Source organism: Deltaproteobacteria bacterium (assembly GCA_028818775.1).
GTDB lineage: Bacteria > Desulfobacterota > Binatia > UBA9968 > JAJDTQ01 > JAJDTQ01.
This window is the reverse complement of record JAPPNE010000052.1, coordinates 112,527-131,660: the sequence shown is the minus strand read 5'-3', so window position 1 is coordinate 131,660 and position 19,134 is coordinate 112,527. Positions and strand designations below refer to the sequence as shown.

Sequence of the window (19,134 nt, the reverse complement as noted above, 5' to 3'; positions counted from 1 at the left end):
GGAGCGTCGGGACCGCGAAGAGCAGGCGTCTGGCCACGTAACGTGACATGGGCGCGACTCATGCCGAGGGCGAGTCTGGTGTTCTGTCCGGTCGTCCGCTCTCGCGTCCACGAACCCGGCGATCACGCTACTTCCGCCGGTGCCACTCCTGGATGTTCCACTGCAACGCGTCCCAGGCGTTGATCTGGACCCCGCCCAGGGACAGCGCGTGCGCGCCCACCTCGCCGCGGTGGATCAGCGGGATCAGCGCGCCATAGTCCATCAGCATGTCGTTCAGGCGCCTGGCGATGGCCGCGCGCTTCTCGATGCCCGCGGTCTTGGCCAACTCCGCCGCGAGCTTCTCGTACTCCGCGTCGCAGTAGCGCGGCATGTTGTTGCCGATCCACTGGTTGTCGGGCCCGGGGATCTCCTTGCACAGCCATCCCTGCATGTAGGCCTGGGGATCGGTGCCGTTGAACTGGTTGGCGTACATCTGGATGTCGGCGTAGAACTTCTGGTAGGTGTCCGGGCTCGCCGGGTCGCTGCCGAAGAACACCGACGCGCTGATGTTCTTGAGCTCGGTCTCGACGCCGATCTGCCGCCACATCTGCTTGATCAGCGCCTGGGTGCCCTGGCGCACGGAATTGGTGGAGGTCTGGTAGAGGATCGAGAGGCGTACCCCGTTCTTGGCGCGGATGCCGTCGGCTCCGCGCACCCAGCCGGCTTCGTCCAGCAGCTTGTTGGCGGCGGCGACGTCCTGGGTCTTGCACCAGTCGTTGGCCGTGGAGGCGTAGACCGGCGGCGCCGGCAGGACGTTGCAGGTCACCCGGCCCGCCTGGCCGTAGCCGGCCTCCACCAGGATGTTGCGGTCGATGGCCAGGGACAACGCGCGCCGCACCGCCGGATCCGAGAGGAAGGGATGGGGGTTCTTGCCGTCCTGGTAGGTGGACCGCTTGTCGCCCAGGGCGGGATCGGGATTGGCGAGCTGCACGATCAGCCGCTCCACCAGGGTGCCGAAGGCCGACACCACCTTGCCCTTGCCCGCCTTTTCCATGGCGGCGAGGATCTCGGGCTCCACCTGGAGGTTCCAGGCGTAGTCGAACTCGCCGGTTTCCAGCACCGCCCGGGCCGCCGACACGGCGTCGCCGCCGCCCTTCACCAGGACCGAGGCGAAGGCCGGCTGGTCGGGGTTGCGGTAGCGCTCGTTCATCTCGTAGCGCACCACGTCGTTGGGCCGGAACTCCTTCACCTTGAAGGCGCCGGTGCCGATGGGGCCGAAGTTCTGTTGGGTACATTCGGGTGCCTTGGCTCCCAGGCAGCCCTCGAACTGCTTCTTCTGGATCACCGGGCAGGTGGAGCCCACGAACGGCCCGTAGGGGAACGGCATCGCGACCTTGAAGGAGATCCGCACGGTGTGGTCGTCCACCGCCTCCACCGCGGCCACATTCTCGAACCGGGGCGCGGCGTTGCAGCCTCCGTCCGGGTGCATGCAGTAGGTCGCCGTGAAGGCGACGTCGGCGGCGGTGAACGGCGTCCCGTCGGACCAGGTCACGCCTTTCCGGAGCTTCCAGGTGACGGACTTGAGGTCGGCGGCCACCCCGCCGTTCTCGACGGTGGGTATCTCCGCCGCCAGCGCCGGGACCATGTTGGCGTCGTCGTCGTAGCGCGCCAGCGGCTCGATGACGAACGCCGCGGCGTGGATGTCCTTGGTCCCCCCGGAGAGGAACGGGTTCAGGACCGACGGCGCCTGCCAGTAGAGCATCCTGAGCTCGCCGTCGGCGCCGCGTTGCGCGTACGCCGCGGTGGCGAACACGACCAGGACGGCTGCCGCCAACATCAAACCGCGCAGTCTCGACATGGCACGTACCTCCTCGCTTGGATGCACCGGTTGCGATTATAGAGAATCAATTTTGACATGGGTAGAGGCGGGAAGAAAGCCGCCGCGGACGCCTTCCAGCTTGCCCGACCGTGCCATCCGGGCTACTATCTACGGCATCGAAACGCTATTGATCCGAAGGGAGAAGGCCATGTCCCAACAACGCATCATCGACGCCGACGGGCACGTGATGGAGATCGACGACGAGCTTCGCGACTACATCGGCGGTCCGTACGCTGAACTGGAATGGCACCGGTCCTACAGTTTCTGGCCGGGCCTTACCATGGACGGCTACCTGCGCTCGCTGAGGCAGCCGGGCGGCTGGGTCGGCGGCGGCACCGGACCCAACGCCGGGCATTGGCTCGACTTCCTCGACAAGAACGGCATCGAGCTGACCGTGCTGTACCCGACCCAGGGGCTCACTCACGCGGCCATCCGCGACCACGAGTGGGCCATCACCATGGCACGGGCCTACAACGACTGGCTGCACGACCGTTTCATGCGTGTGAGCCCGCGCCTGGTGGGCGTGGCGCTGCTGCCCATCCAGGACATCGACGAGGCGGTCAAGGAGCTTCGCCGGGCCGTCGAGGAGCTGGGGATGGTGGGCGCGGTGCTGCCTTCCGCCGCCCCGGGCGGGAAGCTCTTCAGCGGACCCGACTTCTACCCCTTGTGGGAGGAGGCCCAGCGGCTGGACGTGCCGGTGTCACCCCATGGCGGCATGAGCTTTCCGGACCTGGGCATCGACGACACCCGCAACTTCATGGTGGCGCACACCCTGGAGCATCCGTTCGCGCAGTTCCGGCAGATCGTGGCGATGATCTGTGAAGGCGTGTTCGAGCTGTTCCCCAAGCTGCGCTTCGGCGTGCTGGAGTGCGGCGCGGGCTGGGTCCCCTACCTGATGGACCGCCTGGACGAAGAGTACGAGCGCAAGGGCCACTACTCGCCGAACTGCAAGCGCAAGCCCAGCGAGTATTTCCGGGAAGGCAACATCTACTTCGCCGCCGAGGTGGAGGAGACGCTGCTGCCCGAGACCGCCCGCCTGGTGCCGGAGCACACGCTCCTCTGGGCCTCCGACTATCCCCACGAACGAGACCAGCGGGATTTCAGCGAGGACATCCCGCACCTCCTGGGGCGCGAAGACCTCAGCGACGAGCTGAAGCACAAGATCCTGTTCGAGAACCCGCTCAGGTTCTACCCGCGGCTGCGGGCGCGGCTGGATGCTACGGCGGTGGCGTCAAGGGAAGCCGCCGGGGCGCAGGCGTAGAGTGTTTAACTGAACAGGACCTTGGCCATCTCGGAGCGGAACCTGTCGGCGAGTTCGTTCCGTCCCAACACTTCGAAGATCTGTACCATGGCCTTGCGGGCGCCGTCGTCCTCGAAGGCGCGGTCCTGTTTCAGCACCGCCAGGAACTCTTCGAGCGCGGCCTCGTAGCGCTCTTCGGCGGCCAACGCCTGGCCCAGCCGGAAGCGGAGGTCGAGGCGATCCGGGGCCGCCGCCAGTTCCTCGCGCAGGGACTCGACGTCGGCGCCTTCGCCCGCACTGAGTTTCTGACGGGCAATCAGCCGGTCGGCCTCGTTTCGTTCCGGGTCGCCCAGGGGAACTCTTTCAAGCATGGACAGGGCGCGTTCCTCATCCGTCTCAAGCAGCCCCCGCCCCAGCCCCAGGAGTGCGCCCGCATGGTTCGGCGCCTCCTCCAGCACCTGCTCGTAGATGGCCAGCGCCTTTCCGGCCTCACCCGCGGACCATAATTGATCCGCCTCCGCGGTCAACTCGTCCTCGCGTGAGGGCACCACCCGCTCCAGGATCTCGCGCACGCCCGTTTCGGGCAGCGCCCCGGTGAACTCCGCGGCCAAGCCGCCATCCTTGAAGACCTTGACCGCCGGGATCCCCTGTATGCCGAAGGCGGCCGCCAGCTCCTGGTTCTCGTCCACGTTGACCTTGGCCAGGAGGAACTTCCCGCCGTACTCCTCGGCGAGCCGCTCCAGCACCGGACCCAGTACCCGGCACGGGCCGCACCACGGCGCCCAGAAGTCCACCGCCACCGGCGTCTCCCGGGAGCGCTCCAGCACGCGCGCCTCGAACTCCGACTGATCGACGTCGAAGACCAGCGCTTCCATCACTTCCTCGGAACCCTCCATGGCCTTTCCCCGTCCGCGGAACCGATCCTGCCTCGGCCCCGGTCTTGCCCGACTACTTCCTGCTCGTGTCGAAATCCGCTCCGTTGAGCGTCACCCGTGTTTCCACCGGCGTCGGATTCTTGACCGTCTGCATGATGTAGCAGCCTTGCTCCGAGTTGCGGATCACCGCGGCGACGCGTTCCGGAGGCTCGTCGGACTCCACGTCGAGCTTCGTCTCGACGCCGACGCCCTCGGCCTGCACCGTCTCCCGCAACACCGAGCCCTCGTTCCTGAAGCGCGCGGTCACGTGCACGCGCGCCTTGTCGATCTTCACCTTCATCATTTCCCCGTACCGGGAAAGCTGGGTGAGCAGTCAGAATCCGACGGACAGCGCGAAATACGCCATGGGCGGCGGCGCCGTGTTGTCGCCACCGATGTGCCCGCCCTCGTCGCACATCACCGTGAAACCGCGCGCCTCGCCACGCTTCTGCTGCCGCCCCAGCATCTCGGCGTCGGCCTCCATCACCACTTCGCGTTTGACGATCATGTCGTCCGCCATATATCAACCTCCAGGATCTTTGTGGCACGAAGGGTAGCCCATAGACCCGGCATCGTCAATTTGCGTGGCAATCCATGGCCAAACGACACCCCGCACTGATACCGCTTTCCCACGACCATCATCACGGCCTGGCGCTGGCGCTGCGTTGCCGCAAGCACGCCCTCGGCCAGCTCAACCCGGGCGACCCCGCGGCCATGGAGGCATGCGCCGCACAGGCATCGCGCTTCTTCAGCGAGAACCTGCAACCTCATTTCGAGGCCGAAGAGACGGTGCTGTTTCCGCTGATGGCCGCCCATGAAGAATCCCGGGGGTTGGTGGCCCGGCTCCAAGGCGATCACCGGAAGTTCCGCGAGATGGTTGCCCGGTTGAGCGACGCGAAGGAGATGCGGAAGTTTCTCTTCGACTTCGGCGACCTGCTGGAGCAGCACATCCGCAGCGAGGAGCGCCAGCTCTTTGCCGCCTTCGAGATGTACATACCGGAGGCGGACGCCGAACGCGCCGGCCTGGAGATCAAGCGCGTGCTGGGGCGGAATCAGCCCTCCGGCTCCGATGCGAAACCCGACACGCCATGAACACCAAGACCGCCATCATCTCCATCGGCGATCTGACGGAAACCGCCGTAGCCGATCTCTCCGAAGCCTTCGGGAGCACCCCCGGCGTCGCGGAGGTGGATTTCTCGGTAGAGCGGCAGGTCGCCGTCATCGAGTTCGATCCCGAGGTGACCCACATCGACGGCCTGCTGCGGGTGGTGCTGGGGAAGGGGTACAAGGTCCTGTGAAGGAGGCATGACCCGCGACGCGGCACATGACCCACTCGACCGCGGGGACGGACTCCCGCACGCTCAACCGACTCTACGACTGGACCATCCGTAGCGCAGCAACGCGGCGCGCCGTCTGGGCGCTGGCCGGCGTGTGCTTTCTCCAGAGTCTCTTTCTCCCGGTTCCGCCGGATCTCCTTCTCATCCCCATGGTGCTGGCCCGGCGCGCCAGGGCCTGGACCTTCGCCGGCATCTCCACCCTGTCGTCGACGGCCGGCGGCCTCGCCGGATACGCCATCGGCTATTTCCTTTTCGAGGCCGTGGGTGAGCCTCTGCTTGCTCTGTGGGGGTATGCGGGAAAGCTTGAGGCATTCGAGACGTACCGGCGCGAATGGGGCGCATGGATCGTCGTCGCCGGCGCCCTGACCCCGCTCCCCTACAAGCTGGTGGCCGTCGCGTGCGGTGCCGCCCGCCTTGACCTGGGCGTTTTCGTCCTGGCCTCGTTGCTATCCCGCGGCTTCCGCTTCTACGTCGAGGCCACGCTCCTCTGGTACTTCGGTCCCCCGGTCCGCACACTCATCGAACGCCACCTGAGCGCGGCCACGGTGATCGGTTTGGTGCTTGCGATTGTCGTGTTTCTATTGTTCCGCATGTCCTCGTAGAGACTCCACTGTTGTGACGAGCCAACGACTGTCCGTGCAATCGGAAATACCGCGAGGCATGGAGATGTGCCTGTAGGGGCGACCGGCGGTCGCCCGCGGGGCTACGCGACGCGATTACCTGGACAGGCTCCGACCTATCACGGTCGTGCGTGTCCCGTCCGATTCTGTCCTAGGTTCATTGAGAAGGCCATCCTCCGCCTCCTCTCAATCGCTTTCCTTCGAGCTCGGCGTTGTTGAGCAACCGACACTCGACACAATCTCAAGGCCTCCTCACATCCCACTTGTGGTTCTTGGAACTGCATTTTTCTTGCGACATATTCCGCAACAATGTCGGCGTCGTCACTTGCCGGCAAGGGTTCACTCCATGCCAAGCGCAGAAAGGAGGACAGCGCCAACCGATATAGAGTAGCCGCGTGATGGTCGAGTGCACGGCGGGAGTTGGGAGTGAGTAAATTCTCAATCGCAACCGGGTTGCCGTGAAGAAAATCATTGCGGCAGCAGTAGATGCGCCAATAAAGCCAACCAGCCAGATTCTCTCGATCTGTCCGTTTCTTGTGTCGGATCAGATATCGCCGATGCCCGCATTTTTGGTCCACCCAGGGTATTCTCCGCAGCAGTTCAAACACCTTCCTTAGGTTAGCTTGTCCGTCGCCTCCGGGATGAGCAAGAATCTCACAGGCGGCTGTCCACAAGGCGATTATTCTCCCGTAGTCGTGCATAACAGCATCGGCGCCCGCCGGAAGAAGACAGGCTTGGTTCGCCATATTCAGAGATCGAAAAAGCGCGACATCCGCCCATTTCGGTGAAATGGTTTCATAACGTGCTGTCCAGCGGCGGAGAAGTTCCTGTAACAGCGGCTCATCAAGGTCTCGCCGTCGCAACGTCGTTGGCGCCAGTTCCGGGGACGACTGTCCTCTCAAATGATTCACATCGTGCAGGGCCAGTATTGCTGGCGTATGCGCAATGATCCGTTCGTAGCTTCGATCAAGCATCCAAGGGTAGACCCAAAAGAAACTGCCATATCGGACTCTGTCACGACTGTTGTCGTAGATGATGTCCAGGGATCTCGCAAGTGGGACGGTACAGGCGACAAGGACATCACGAAAACTGGCAGCTACATCCGCCCCCCTGAAATTTTCGGCAACATCGGTGCGACGAATTATGAGAGTAGGCCGAATGGGATGCCCATGCGGATCCTGGAACCGACTCATGAAGATTCGGAAATTCCGATGTTCCTTTTCCAGAAATTGGACACGGGGATCCGAAGCAGGAACGAGCGCAAAGGTTGGACTCTCGACAGGTTTGTCCAAGTCAATATTCGGTAGTGCCCAGACAGGTTCCCAGGTCATTTTGAGGTTCAGGTCTTTTGCGGCAGTTACGAGCCACGTCCTATCAACTCAAATACACATCAACTCAGCCGCAATCCGACCAACACACCGAGACTACCGCACTCACGACATGGCTGCCCGATTCACGGCTTCGCCCACCTTACCCATGTCCGTCACCAACTCGTAGCTCCATGTGCCGAATCGCCTGTCTGCGTTTACAGCGTTGACCCACCGGTGGGCTGCTTGTGACTTGACTTGGGCTATGGGGTCATAGCCCTTGGTTTCAAGAATCAGGTAGTGGGCGGTGTCTCTGGTCAACCGGACGATAAAATCCGGCAGGTATTCGTGCTGTTCGCCGTTGTGCAGGTAGGGGATCGCGAAACCGAGACCAGCGTTTTTGACGAACGAGTGGACGAGTTCGTGAGTGTCCAAACGGTAGGCGGCGGACTGCTCCCACTTCGCGGTGTCGGGCACGACCGCGTTGACGTGACTCTTGACGACGGGATAGGGCACTCGCCGCGTCTCGAAGTCGACCTCGGCTGTAGATCCGGGACCGCGGCCGCTCTCGTAGCGCGGGAGTTCTGCCTCGTCTCCGTTGCCATGGTCCGGGCGGACGGCGGCGACAAGGCGTTCCACCAGCCAACCGTACCAAGGGGAGAGGAACGCATCGATGTCTCGCGCCGGTTCGACAGGGACCACCTTTTCCCTGATGTAGCGATCCACGATGGTGGCGAGTTGTGTAAACAGTACGTGAGGAGGCGCGTCGCAACCCGGTTGCTCCCGATAATCCCGTGTCAGATCCCGCGCCATCTCGAACACCAATTGCTGCAACCGTGTATTGTTGCGGTACGGGTTGAGATCGACGCGTTCAAGTTGTCCAGGACCCACCAGCGAAGGCCGCCCGGTGTTGCTCGGAAGGCCTGCCTTCATCTCCACTTCAGGTGGGATGTCCATGGGGTCGAGACGCAGAGGCGCGATGCTTTCCCAGTCCACCTTTACGCGGTTTCTGATCCCTTGCGTGTAACCCTCGACGCGGGGGAACCGGATCTCCAGAGCTGCCTTCTCGGGCACTGCCCGTATTCGCCAAGTCTTCGGAGGTGGCGGCGCTCCGTTGTCCGGGGGATTCTCCTTCAGGGGCACGATCTCGAACGGTACACCGAAGATCTTCGCGACTTCCTCACCGAGTTTCCCGTCCTCCCCCACGGCATAGCTGGACCTCCGCAGCCCTCGCCCGACCACCTGTTCACAAAGCAACTGCGACATGAACGGGCGAAGTCCGACGATATGGGTCACGGTGTTGCAGTCCCAACCCTCGGTGAGCATTCCGACGCTCACAATGCACCTTACGTCACGGCCAGGTGGATGAAGTGGTCGTTCGAGTTTGTTGGCCAGCGTCTCGAAGCCTTCAGGGTAGATGGGCCGTCTCTGTCCGTCCCGCGGCCAGTCAGTCTTACCGACTGTATCCAGCGTCACGCGCATCCATTGGTCCGCATCGGACCTCGTCTGTCCGCTGTCGGACTCGCGCACAACCTTGGAGTCCACACGTATGGTGCAAAGGTTCCCGTCCGTGTTCCGCAGACCTTCAAGACGCGCGGGCGGAATCCCCACCGGCGCCTTGTCCTCGGCGAGCCACTGGTAAATGACCTTGGCGAGCGCGGTGTTCTTGCACACGATGATGAATACGGGCGGCCGGCTTTCACCATCCCGTTTGCTCCACTCCTCGCGTAGCAACTCCCACAGTCCACCTAACATGGCGACTGGAACATGCGCATACTTGAGGACCGCTTCGGGCTTCACGCTTCCCCGCCGGCCGCCGCGCTCCGCAGGGGTCAATCTCGGCAGGATCCAGCGCCAGATGTTGAAGTAGCCAGGGATGTGGCTGCCGGTTGTGTCCCGAACCGCAAGCTGCGGAATCTTGACGAGTCCCGACTCGATGGCGTCGACAAGTCCGAAATCACTGACAACCCACGGAAACGGCCGGTTGGCGTCCTGTCCGACCCGGCCCAGGTAGTAGGGGGTGGCAGAGAGGTCTACACACAGGTTGATACCGCGATGCTTGTGGACACGGTCAAGCCCGTCGACCCATACCGTCGCTTCCCTATAAAACTCCTCGCTGTCATCGGTTTCGCCGAACAGATCCTCCTCGCCCTCTTCTGGCTCAACACGCCTGAGCCGATACGCGTGATGTGCTTCGTCGTTCATGACCAGAATGTTGCCCTTGCCTCCGATTTCTCGCCCGAGAACGCGGTCGATGAGCTTGGCATCACTCTCGACGTACCGGAACGATTCCACGGAAACCGACTTGAGATTGCCTTGCCGGTCCCGCTGTTCATCACGAACGGCAATCAGGCCAGCGGCCGCCTGCCGTTCGAGATCGGCCAAAGTCAGGTAACGGATGCCGCGCGCCGTGGTTGTCTTGGGGCCAATACGTATGGTCTCCCTCGTGCGGATCTCGCGTCCGGCGCGGAGGACCTTTGCCGACTGGCCGGCGACCTGCGCGGTCTTCGGCTCAAACACGTGCCAGTTGGTGACAAGCACGTGTCCACGTGCGAGCTGCGGCATGAGGTGTGACGGGACGAGGTCACGCGTGCGGTAAAGGCTGGCCTCACCGGCTTGCGGCTTGAGTTCCTCAAGCCGGTTTCGGATCGTGACGTTGGGACACACGATCAACACCACGTCCGAAAAACGAGCGTCCCCACGGGCTGCGACCTTGTTGAGAATGCTCCAAGCAGCGAGCATTCCCATGACGGTCGTCTTTCCCGTGCCCGTAGCCATCTTGCAAGCGTAGCGACGAAAGGCTCGGAACCCGTCCGCCCGGGCCTCCTCGCCCGGTTCGTCGAGCGGGACACGGATCCCCTGCAGGAAATCAGGGCGGGCCTCGGTAAGGAAAATGATCGTCTCGGCGGCCTCGATCTGGGCAAAGAACAACCGGTGTCTCCGTCCTTCCTGCCGCCAGTAACGCAACAACTCTACGGTGGTTCGGGTCACGCCGCCTTCGCCGCGCAGCGCCAAGGGCCGCCATTCGGCAAGCTTGGCACGGACTCGGTTCACCAGCTTCAACTCAATGGCAGTGCCGGTTCCCTGCTGCTCCAACGACGGCTCGCTGCCCGGGCGGCGGTAAAAATACATGGCTGGACGCCGGCCCGGACGCCGCTCCGGCGGATCGTGCTCCGTAATCCACCAGTGCTCCCTGGGTTCATCGAAGGGTGCGTTCAGGATTGGCTCGGAAACTTCGTGCGGGTTCATGGCTCGACCCCGAAAGCACGGCAAATGGCGTCGAGTTTCTCGACCACTTCTGGATGAATCTCCTCCGGGAGCATCAGCGCCGCGATCTCATGATAGCGAGTGTGTGGTAGCCCGTGGAGTCCCGCGGCGTCCAGCAAAGGGGGAAGCAGTCGCAAGCGCGCTTTCGTTGCGTTCAGGAACTCGTGCTCTCCCAGCGGGTCATCCATTACCGCCGGAGGAAATTCGTTGCGCCAGTAGGTGAGCATGTCCTGGACATGCAGCTCAGCGGAGCCGACTCCGACTTCTGCCTCGACGAAGCGGGCCAGCGCATGCGGGTGAACAAGATAACTCTCAATCTCGTAACGTCGCCAGCGAAGCCGCTGCAAGCCCGTCCGGGTGATTTCTGTCTCCGGTACCGCGGGGTGAGCGTCACCGTCGAGCAGTTCCAGACCAGGTAATTCGTCCCGCACGAGTCGTAGCGCGTCGAAATGGTCTCGCGCCTTGATCCCTGGCCGCCCTTCCTGCGCCTGGAAAACCACCGGCTTCCACATCAACTCGGTAGTGAGCAGGGATTCGGCCTTGTGTTTCAGGTTCGTGGCCCAGGTCCGCAGGATGTTGATGTCCGTGTAGTCTTCGACGTACAGCACACCGCGGACCTCAAACGCCTGCATCACATCTGCGTTACTGAGTACACCAAGTGATTTAATCAGTCGGCTGCGCTCCTCATTGTCGGCAACCATCCGGGGCTCGTTGAGTGTGACACATAGCTCGCGAGGCTCGACCGAATTGATTATCACCTCGGAGTGTGTCGCAATGACGAGCTGGGATCTATGACGGGCGGCAACGGTGCGAAGCTCGTAGTAGATGGCGTCCTGCAGGATCAGGTGAAGATGCGCATCGGGCTCGTCGAGAAGGAGAACCGAACCCTCCCTCGTATTGAGAAACGTGAGCAGCATCAGCACCTGTTGAAACCCGCTACCCGCGCTGGCGATATCAAGGGGCTGCCCCCCTTTCGTCATTCTGTACTCGGCCCGGATATACGGCCCACTGGCGTCAGGGACTAGCAGCTCATAGCCGAAGAGCTTCCCTATAGAGTCTTGAATTGCAGCCCAAGCGGCATCATCGAGGCTCGCGACGACCAGCAGATTGCGCAACACTTCGCCGGGACGGCTGAGGCCGAGGATCTGCTCGATGGCAGCAGGCTGAAATAGCCGTTCGTTTGTCTCCAATCCGGTCATCGGAGGTACGTAGACCACGCCAAGGTCCAGTTTGCGCAGCGTATCAGCCGGCACATCCACCTTGGGGCGGACATAGATCTGCTCAGTGCTGTCCGCGATAAGCTCCATCGTCACGGACCAGCCGGCGTCATGCCGGATCTCGATCTCGATCTGATCCCAATATTCGCGGTCTTTCCACATCAGATCGAAACTCCGAAGAGGAACCGCCGCAAACGCCTGCCTCGCGATAGGCGCACGCGTATAACCCTGTCGAGGATTGAAGTCGTTGAGCTCACGCCACCGCCGCAAGGCAAGGGACCATGAAGCGATAGCCTGAAGCACCGTCGTTTTCCCGGTATTGTTGGGACCGGCCAGGACCATGTGCCCCGGCAGACGGAACTCCACATCATCGAAACGCTTGAAGCCCCGGATGCGAACCGTGCGGATCACCCATCCGCCTCCGAGAGTGGCTTGACGACCATCAGTTCGTTTCCGCGATCATCGACCACTTTCACTGCCACCTGCCCGTGCTCGCCAGCCTGGAACGGAGTGCTGACAGTCCCCGACAGATGCGCCCACACGGTGTCCTCGAACTCGCCTTGGAGTGAACGCTTGAGACCTTCCCATGCCGAAGTCCGTGGGAAGAACGCCTGGCACACGTGGAAGCAGAGTCCATTGTAATCCGTGTCGAGGAACCACGCCGGGACATCACTCCCCTGCCGATGATCCGAGTCCATCGCGACCGGATCGAACACGTCGAGACCACGAAGCTCGACCTGATAGCCTTGCTTGGCAGATTTTCTGATCCGCACGTCCGGGAGACCGCATACTGAGAAGATTTGACTCGACCGCAGGTTCTTGAGCAGATTTCCCATCAACAAATCCATGCTCGCCTGCACATAAGTCGCGGGTACGCCGACCGTCTGCTCGCAACCCTCAATCAGGCGCCGCGCATCAGGCTGTATGGCGAAGCCGATGACATAGAGGTGGCCGTACCCCTTGGCATATGCCTCACGCGCCGCCTCGAACACCAGCAACTCCGAGACTGCGCCGTTCTCCGGACCGAAGACGATGGCAGCCGTCTGCTCTCCATAGCCTTCGACCGAGGCCTCGGCCGACAAGCTCATGGTCCGCGCGGGCAGACGCACCTTGGAAAGGGTTACGGTCTGACCGCCGCCGAGACGGAGCACCGGCGAATGCTGCAACACCGCGATCATGCGATTCACGTGACTCGCATAAGCCTTGGCGGCGGAGGCATCGCCCGAGTCTTCCTTACCATCTCCTTCCCAATCAACCGGCGTCGGAATGGTCGCCTCGACACAGAACGGACCGCTCACGCGGGTGACGCCAGCGTCCGTCTCCGGCCGGTCAACAAGCACTTCCTCCTTTGCCGGCTCGTCGTTGGCGATGGATTCAAGGGTGATGTGTGGCACGATGCCGCCGACTTCTTCTCCTTTGGCGTTCTGTCTGCGCCGATATTCGAAGCCTCCTGCCGGACCCCTTCCCAGCTCCTTGAGCTGGTAGAATTCGAAGGTGCTGGTGAGCAGGCGCTGGCGCGCGAGCGCAAGCGGCACCCGCGACGTGTCGGTGGTGATCCAACGCCGCCCCCACTTCTCCGCGCAATACGCGGTGGTCCCCGAGCCGCAGGTAGGATCGAATACCAGATCGCCAGGGTCGGATGTCATCAGCAGGCACCGTTCGATTACCTTGGGGTTGGTCTGCACCACGTAGGACTTCGTCTCCGTGAAACTTCCTGTCATGGTGTCTGTCCAAATATTGCCCAAGGTCTTATATGGGAAATCTGAAGGGAAGCGGCGATACCTCAAGCTATTGGCGGCAACATGTATTCTTCCTGCCCTAGCGAGGCGTTCGAGACCGATCGGATAATTGGCCGCCCAATGACGATTGTGATTCGGTTCGAACTTCCGACCCTGGAAGTCGAACGGCTGCGGTTGACTCGGTGAACCAGGAGATTCCATTCCGCTCGGGCTATAAAGACGGCTTTCTGTTGGTACGGCCGCTTCTCCACGCCTCTCGGCCGCGGTCACTCCTCGGTAGCTTCCGTCCGGGAGAAGCACCCATCTTGCGTTGCCTTCACCAAGCACGACGGGCTGTTCCTCGAACAACTTCCTTACCTTGAGCCTCTCCGGATCCCGCGCGTACCACAGAATAAAATCACCAAGGGTCGCAAGCGTCTTCGTCTGAAATCCCGATGTCGTCTGGAAACTGATCTGCGAGACAAAGCACTCCGCGCCGAACACCTCGTCCATTACCTCGCGGACATGGTGCAGATTGGTATCGGACATCTGGACGAAGATGCTCCCGGACGGATGGAGCAGCTCCCGCGCCAGCAGCAACCGGTCCCTCAGGTAGGTCAGGAAGGAATGCAGGCCGAGTTCCCAGGTGTCCCGGTACGCCTGGACCATCTCCGGCTCCCGCACCATGTGCTCGTCGTCGCCATGGGTGACGTCGCGCTTGCGCACGAAGGGCTGAAAGTTGGACCCGAACTTCACGGCGTAGGGCGGATCCATGTAGATGGTCTGCACTTGACCGCCCACGCCCTCGTACCCGAGTAAGGAGTTCATCACCACCAGCGAGTCGCCAAGGATCAGCCGGTTCACCCACCCGTTCTGATGCTCGTACGCCCTCAGCAGCCGATCGTGGATCGGGAGATCGCTCTCCCCGAACAGATCGAACATGTTCACTTGACGGTCTCGGGTATGCCCTTTCAACGTCTCCAGGATCGCGGACGTGGACAGACGCTCGTGCACAAACAACGGCAGAGTCGGCACGTCAAAGGAGAGCCGTTCGGCCTTTCCAGCCCAGTTGAGAAAGGGCTTGGAAAGCGTCTTCAGCGCGGTGGCGTCTTCCCGGGCGGCGGCAAGCTCCTCCTTGGCCCTTGCGACATCCCTTTCGGAGAGATCCCCGTTGACGGGATCGACGATCGCGGACAGCCTCGCTATGCGGTCCTCCAACGAAGCGATTTTCGCTTCTCCCTCTTCCCGACCGGAATTCTGTCCGTCCCATTCGAGGGCTGGAGACAGCGAGGTGTCGTAACGGTAGGTGGCCAGCGGCTTCTTCTTGCGGAACTGCGCCTGCATCCCGATGTCCGGCCGGAGTAGCGCACCCGCCTCAGGATGCCCGTAACTCCTGGCGCTGCGCGTCTTTCCTTTTCGGCCCACCGTATTCTTCTTTCCTGCCACCTCTGAATTTCTCCTTTCCTCAAGTTAAGCCGCGACCGTTGCCGCCGTCAAACATCTTTGGCCTACCACCCTCATCTTGCCGCCATGCTGACCTCATCTTGCCGCCATGCTGACGGGCGGTTACTCTGCTACACTTGAACCGTCATGAGCAATTTACCTCATTCCGATCACGGTGACGACGCTTACCGCGCCGTTTCGCTCAGCCCAGGCCTCCCGGAGATTCCGGAACGCTTGCTTCTGGCACATGCGCGGGGCGAAGTACTCTTCATCTGCGGTGCGGGTATCTCACGTCCTGCGGGGCTGCCTGACTTCCGAGAACTGGTACGCGACGTCTATGAAAGGCTTGATGCAAGCGTCTACGAAATCCTTCCGAAGACTCCTAACCGCGCACTTGACACTACAGAACCGGGTTGGTCGAAGCTCAGGAATAACCAAAAGGCAGAGGTCAAGCGGTTCGTTGCCGGCGAGTACGACGTGGTCTTGGGAATGCTTGAACGCCGGCTGGACGATCAAACTCATGAAAAGAACAAGATCACGAGCAAGGTCAGAAGCACCGTAGCGGAACTGCTGCGCCAAGCAAGCGACAAACCGGCGCCAATACATCGGGCGCTCATGCGCCTAGCCGACCGCGGCGGCGTCACGACGATCATGACCACCAACTTTGACCTCTTGCTCGAAGCCGCTGCCAAGCGCCTTGGTTCCCCAGTGCAAACCTATGCGTTGGGATCGATCCCGAGACCCACGACGCGCAAGGAGTTCGCTGGAGTGCTCCATATTCACGGAGCCTTGGACCGGAATCCGGCTCGCTTCTCGGATCTCGTGTTGTCGGACCAGGACCTCGGGGAATACTATCTGCGTCGGAGGATTGTCCCTGATCTCATCTACGACGCCGCACGCCTCTTCCATCTCGTCCTGGCGGGCTATAGCGCCAACGATCCGCCGATGCGCTACCTGCTGAACGCCGTCGCCGCCGACGGAGCCCGATTCAGCGATTTGAAAGAACGGTTTACCTTCGTTGGCTCTGGGGACCCCGTGGAATTGCAAGACTGGAAGGCACGGGGCATCACCCCGATCCACTACGATGCTCGAAATGGAGACCATTCCGTGCTGCGCGATGCGCTTGAACGGTGGGCCAAACTCTCCGCAATCAACGGAAAGACGAAAACCGTCGATGTTGAGGTAAGACGGATCGTACGGGAGAGCAGAGCCGCCACCCCCAAGGCTGATCGTGACCTGTTCGACCACCTGTTCAGGCGAGGGCATGCGAATGAACGCATTCGCTTGGCAGGTGTGGCGTCGGGTGCGAAGGCCGAGCCCGGATGGCTGGATTCCATCATTGAGACCACGCCCGGAAAAAAGTTCGGACCAGCCACCGCCATTCATTCATGGGCGGGGTTGAGCGAGACCGACCGCCATCACGCCCAAGTCATGACCACGTTTCTGAAGAACCGGCTTGCTGAGCCAGCCACGATCGATTGGGCGCTCAAAGAATCCAACTGGAGTACCAAACGGATCGCAATAGACGAGCTACTGAACGATTACGGCAGTCCTGAGTTGAAGGAACCCTATGCGACTGCATGGCGCTTGATCGAGGAAAGCTGGTCTAATCGCCCGATCAGGGACCATCCGGCGATGGCATTTGTAACGATCCGTGATCGACTCGGCAAAGGCGAGCGTTCCGGCGCCCTGATTTCAGCGATTGTGGATCTGTTCGCGCCTCGTCTGGAGGTCAAAGCGATTGAGGAAAGGCCTCGACACCCAAAGATCTTTGAAGACCTTCTGTCGGCGAACCTGACGAGCGTCAACCTGGGTAATCTGAACGACTACGGCGACCTCCACATAGGCACGGTTTCAGAAATACAATTCCTGAAGGAACTGGCAGACGGGCTGGCATCTTCAGTCCAATACGGGCTCAACGTCATCAATCGGATCTACAAGACTGATGAAGGCCGTGAGGTGCCTTGGGAAAGTCCTCACCGTGTGTATTTCGTTCGTCCCCACGGGAAGGGTAGAGACGTCGAAGAAGCATTCGGCCATGAGGGCGGTGAGCCCGATCTCTTTAATGATGGAATCGCGCCGTCGGTCAAGTTGCTTCACGAAATTGTCATCCGCATTTCCGAACTCGATCAGCAGGCCGCCACGCCCTTCTTCCCAGGCTGGCAGTTGTCGCGGTCTGGCGTCCACCGGCGCCTATGGGCCGCAATCGCCCGGGATCCACAGTTGGTAAGCGCTGACGATGTCGGTGACTTCCTGGTGACACTATCTGACTACGAGCTTTGGGGTCTGGATGAATTCCCCGAGATCACCGAACTGAGGGCAAGACGCGTTAAGGAACTTCGGCGGGACGTTCAGGAAACGATTGTCCAGCGTTTGTGCAAGGGTCCGCCGCACAAACTCAAAACTCGCAGACGGTACTGTGCCGCACGTGAAGTCAAACGAGTGGAAGTCGCCGGCGGCATCATAGCGCCAAAAACCCGCCGATGGTTGCTCAAACGAATCAAGGAACTTCCCCAACTCGAAGACATGCGCGTGGATGGCGGGTTTTTCGATGCACAGGCGCATCCCGTTCCGCGGCTCTCGGCCGACACTCCATATGACCTGCTTGAAGGAGAGGCCCGCCTTCGGGCACTGAACGAGGAACTGTCACACGATGGAGTTCATTGGATCGACAACTCCGCCAAAGCTTGGCTCCAACGGGCCGGTAGTGCCGTGCTCCTTCTCTCGGACTTGGAATCATTCACTAGGGCCGGGGAGGAGTTTCCGCGCCTTTGGGATTGTTTCCTTTCGCTTCATTCGCCATCTCCCCCGACGCCGAGTCTTGAACCACCACCCCAGCCACAAGATGAGGCAAACCGTATCCTGTATCTGCTGAGGAACCTGTCGGAGACGAACCTTACGGAAGCCATCTGGGGTATCAGCCACTGGCTCTTCAGTTGGAGTCGATATGTCATCCGATCAGAACACGGCTTGCCCGTCTGGCTGCAAGCTTGGCCTATTGCAGTCGAAAGGACCAATGCCGTCGCTAACGACCGGGACCATATCCTGACCAACTCTTCGGGTGACCAGCAAGAGTCCCTGGATATCGACACTCTCAACACACCAGCGGGACAATTCATTGAAGTCTTCCTGGCCGCCTGCCAAGCCGTCGGCAAAGATGCCCGCCCCTTCTCCGACGGCAGCCCTGCGCGGCAGATGCGAGATCGAATCATCAGCGCCTCCGACCATAGCGGCCTAGTGGCACACTGCCGACTAGCGGAACGTTTGCCATTCTTCCAGAACGCAGACCCTGACTGGACGAAACAATATCTGGTGGACCCGTTGTTGGCGGATGACTTCCAATCCATTGCACTTTGGCGCAAGGCCGCACGTCGAAGCGGCAAGCCTCTACTTGAAATCATCGGTGACAAGGTGATTGAAAGGGCAACTGACCATCGCCTCGGTCGAGAAGCCCGGGAATCGCTTGTTTCTTGCCTTGTCATCGAAGTGTTGACGGCGTTCCGAGACGAACGTAGGCCCTTGGTGGCCGAACCCCGCGTGTCACAAATGCTCCGATCAGCAGACGACGAAACGCGTCTGTTTGCAGCCTGCGCTATCCGGTACTTCCAGGAAGAAGGGCCACCGCAAGAAGGAGAAATACGATCCGTTGAAAAGCTGTTTCATGTAGCCGTCAAGCCGTTCTTTCGGAGCGTGTGGCCACAAGAAAGCGACTTGACGACACGCGACACAAGCCGAGAGTTGTCCCATATCCCCGCCGCCTCGGGCGAGGCTTTTGCCGAAGCCGTTGATGAGATGAAGCGTTTCCTTGTCCCCTTTGATTGCTGGTCAACACTAGAGTATGGGCTCTATGGCGAGGTTGGAACTGGAAGTGAAGCCGTCTCGAAGCTACAGTTGGCGGTCAACGATGAACGAAAGGCCGCCGCACTCCTTACGTTGCTGGATTTGACCATTGGAGAAGAGCAGGACGCGATCGTGCCATACGACTTGAGCAACGCTCTTGACCGGGTCAAGACATTAGCGCCCGGCTTGGCTGATTGCCCAGCGTTCCGAAGGCTATCTACGGCTGCTCGACGTAACGAGCAGGCATGACGGCAGGGGGTGGGAGACGACATGCCGGTTATCAGCAGATTCCTTGGAATTGTCATCGCCATGTATTGGGACGACCATCGGATAACTGGGAAAGGTGTCGTAGAAAAGAAACTCCGAATCCCAT

General features: G+C 61.2%; 12 protein-coding genes. 5 read left to right on the top strand and 7 right to left on the bottom strand.

Going from position 1 to position 19,134, the window contains the following annotated elements; translation table 11 throughout:
* Positions 1–127: 127 nt before the first annotated feature.
* Complete coding sequence (locus tag OXU42_06465; protein ID MDE0029024.1) at positions 128–1,837, bottom strand: peptide ABC transporter substrate-binding protein; 1,710 nt, start codon at positions 1,835–1,837, stop codon at positions 128–130.
* 169 nt (positions 1,838–2,006) lie between these two features.
* Between OXU42_06465 and OXU42_06460 the strand changes: the two genes are divergently transcribed.
* Positions 2,007–3,119 carry an amidohydrolase family protein gene (locus tag OXU42_06460; protein ID MDE0029023.1) on the top strand — a complete coding sequence of 371 codons (1,113 nt, stop codon included), beginning with the start codon at positions 2,007–2,009 and terminating at the stop codon, positions 3,117–3,119.
* A 5-nt stretch (positions 3,120–3,124) separates the two neighbouring features.
* Here the strand turns inward: OXU42_06460 and OXU42_06455 are convergent, their stop codons facing one another.
* Entirely contained in the window at positions 3,125–3,994 is an 870-nt protein-coding gene (locus tag OXU42_06455; protein MDE0029022.1) for a tetratricopeptide repeat protein, read from the bottom strand.
* Positions 3,995–4,046: 52 nt separating this feature from the next.
* Entirely contained in the window at positions 4,047–4,532 is a 486-nt protein-coding gene (locus OXU42_06450; GenBank protein MDE0029021.1) for an OsmC family protein, read from the bottom strand.
* Between the two features lie 74 nt (positions 4,533–4,606).
* Between OXU42_06450 and OXU42_06445 the strand changes: the two genes are divergently transcribed.
* From OXU42_06445 to OXU42_06435, 3 genes are read left to right on the top strand one after another with little or no spacing between them, the layout of a single operon-like run.
* Positions 4,607–5,104, top strand: coding sequence for a hemerythrin domain-containing protein (locus OXU42_06445; GenBank protein ID MDE0029020.1), 498 nt, complete (start codon positions 4,607–4,609; stop codon positions 5,102–5,104).
* On the top strand, positions 5,101–5,310 hold the full coding sequence (locus tag OXU42_06440; protein MDE0029019.1) for a hypothetical protein: 210 nt from the start codon (positions 5,101–5,103) through the stop codon (positions 5,308–5,310). The genes OXU42_06445 and OXU42_06440 overlap by 4 nt, the downstream gene beginning before the upstream one ends.
* A gap of 26 nt (positions 5,311–5,336) precedes the next feature.
* Positions 5,337–5,951 (top strand): DedA family protein, encoded by a 615-nt coding sequence (locus OXU42_06435; protein MDE0029018.1) that lies wholly within the window; start codon positions 5,337–5,339, stop codon positions 5,949–5,951.
* A gap of 137 nt (positions 5,952–6,088) precedes the next feature.
* On the opposite strand, the gene OXU42_06430 is transcribed toward OXU42_06435, so the two are convergent.
* The 4 genes from OXU42_06430 to OXU42_06415 form a co-directional block, all read right to left on the bottom strand.
* Complete coding sequence (locus OXU42_06430; GenBank protein ID MDE0029017.1) at positions 6,089–7,261, bottom strand: hypothetical protein; 1,173 nt, start codon at positions 7,259–7,261, stop codon at positions 6,089–6,091.
* Between the two features lie 141 nt (positions 7,262–7,402).
* Complete coding sequence (locus tag OXU42_06425; protein MDE0029016.1) at positions 7,403–10,525, bottom strand: DEAD/DEAH box helicase family protein; 3,123 nt, start codon at positions 10,523–10,525, stop codon at positions 7,403–7,405.
* Positions 10,522–12,171, bottom strand: a complete 1,650-nt coding sequence (locus OXU42_06420) for an AAA family ATPase (GenBank protein MDE0029015.1) — start codon at positions 12,169–12,171, stop codon at positions 10,522–10,524. The genes OXU42_06425 and OXU42_06420 overlap by 4 nt, the downstream gene beginning before the upstream one ends.
* Positions 12,168–14,924: a DNA methyltransferase gene (locus OXU42_06415; protein MDE0029014.1), complete on the bottom strand. Its 2,757-nt coding sequence runs from the start codon at positions 14,922–14,924 to the stop codon at positions 12,168–12,170. The genes OXU42_06420 and OXU42_06415 overlap by 4 nt, the downstream gene beginning before the upstream one ends.
* Before the next feature lie 144 nt (positions 14,925–15,068).
* Here OXU42_06415 and OXU42_06410 point away from each other — a divergent pair, with 144 nt between their 5' ends.
* Positions 15,069–19,010, top strand: a complete 3,942-nt coding sequence (locus OXU42_06410) for an SIR2 family protein (protein MDE0029013.1) — start codon at positions 15,069–15,071, stop codon at positions 19,008–19,010.
* The last annotated feature ends 124 nt before the right edge of the window (positions 19,011–19,134 follow it).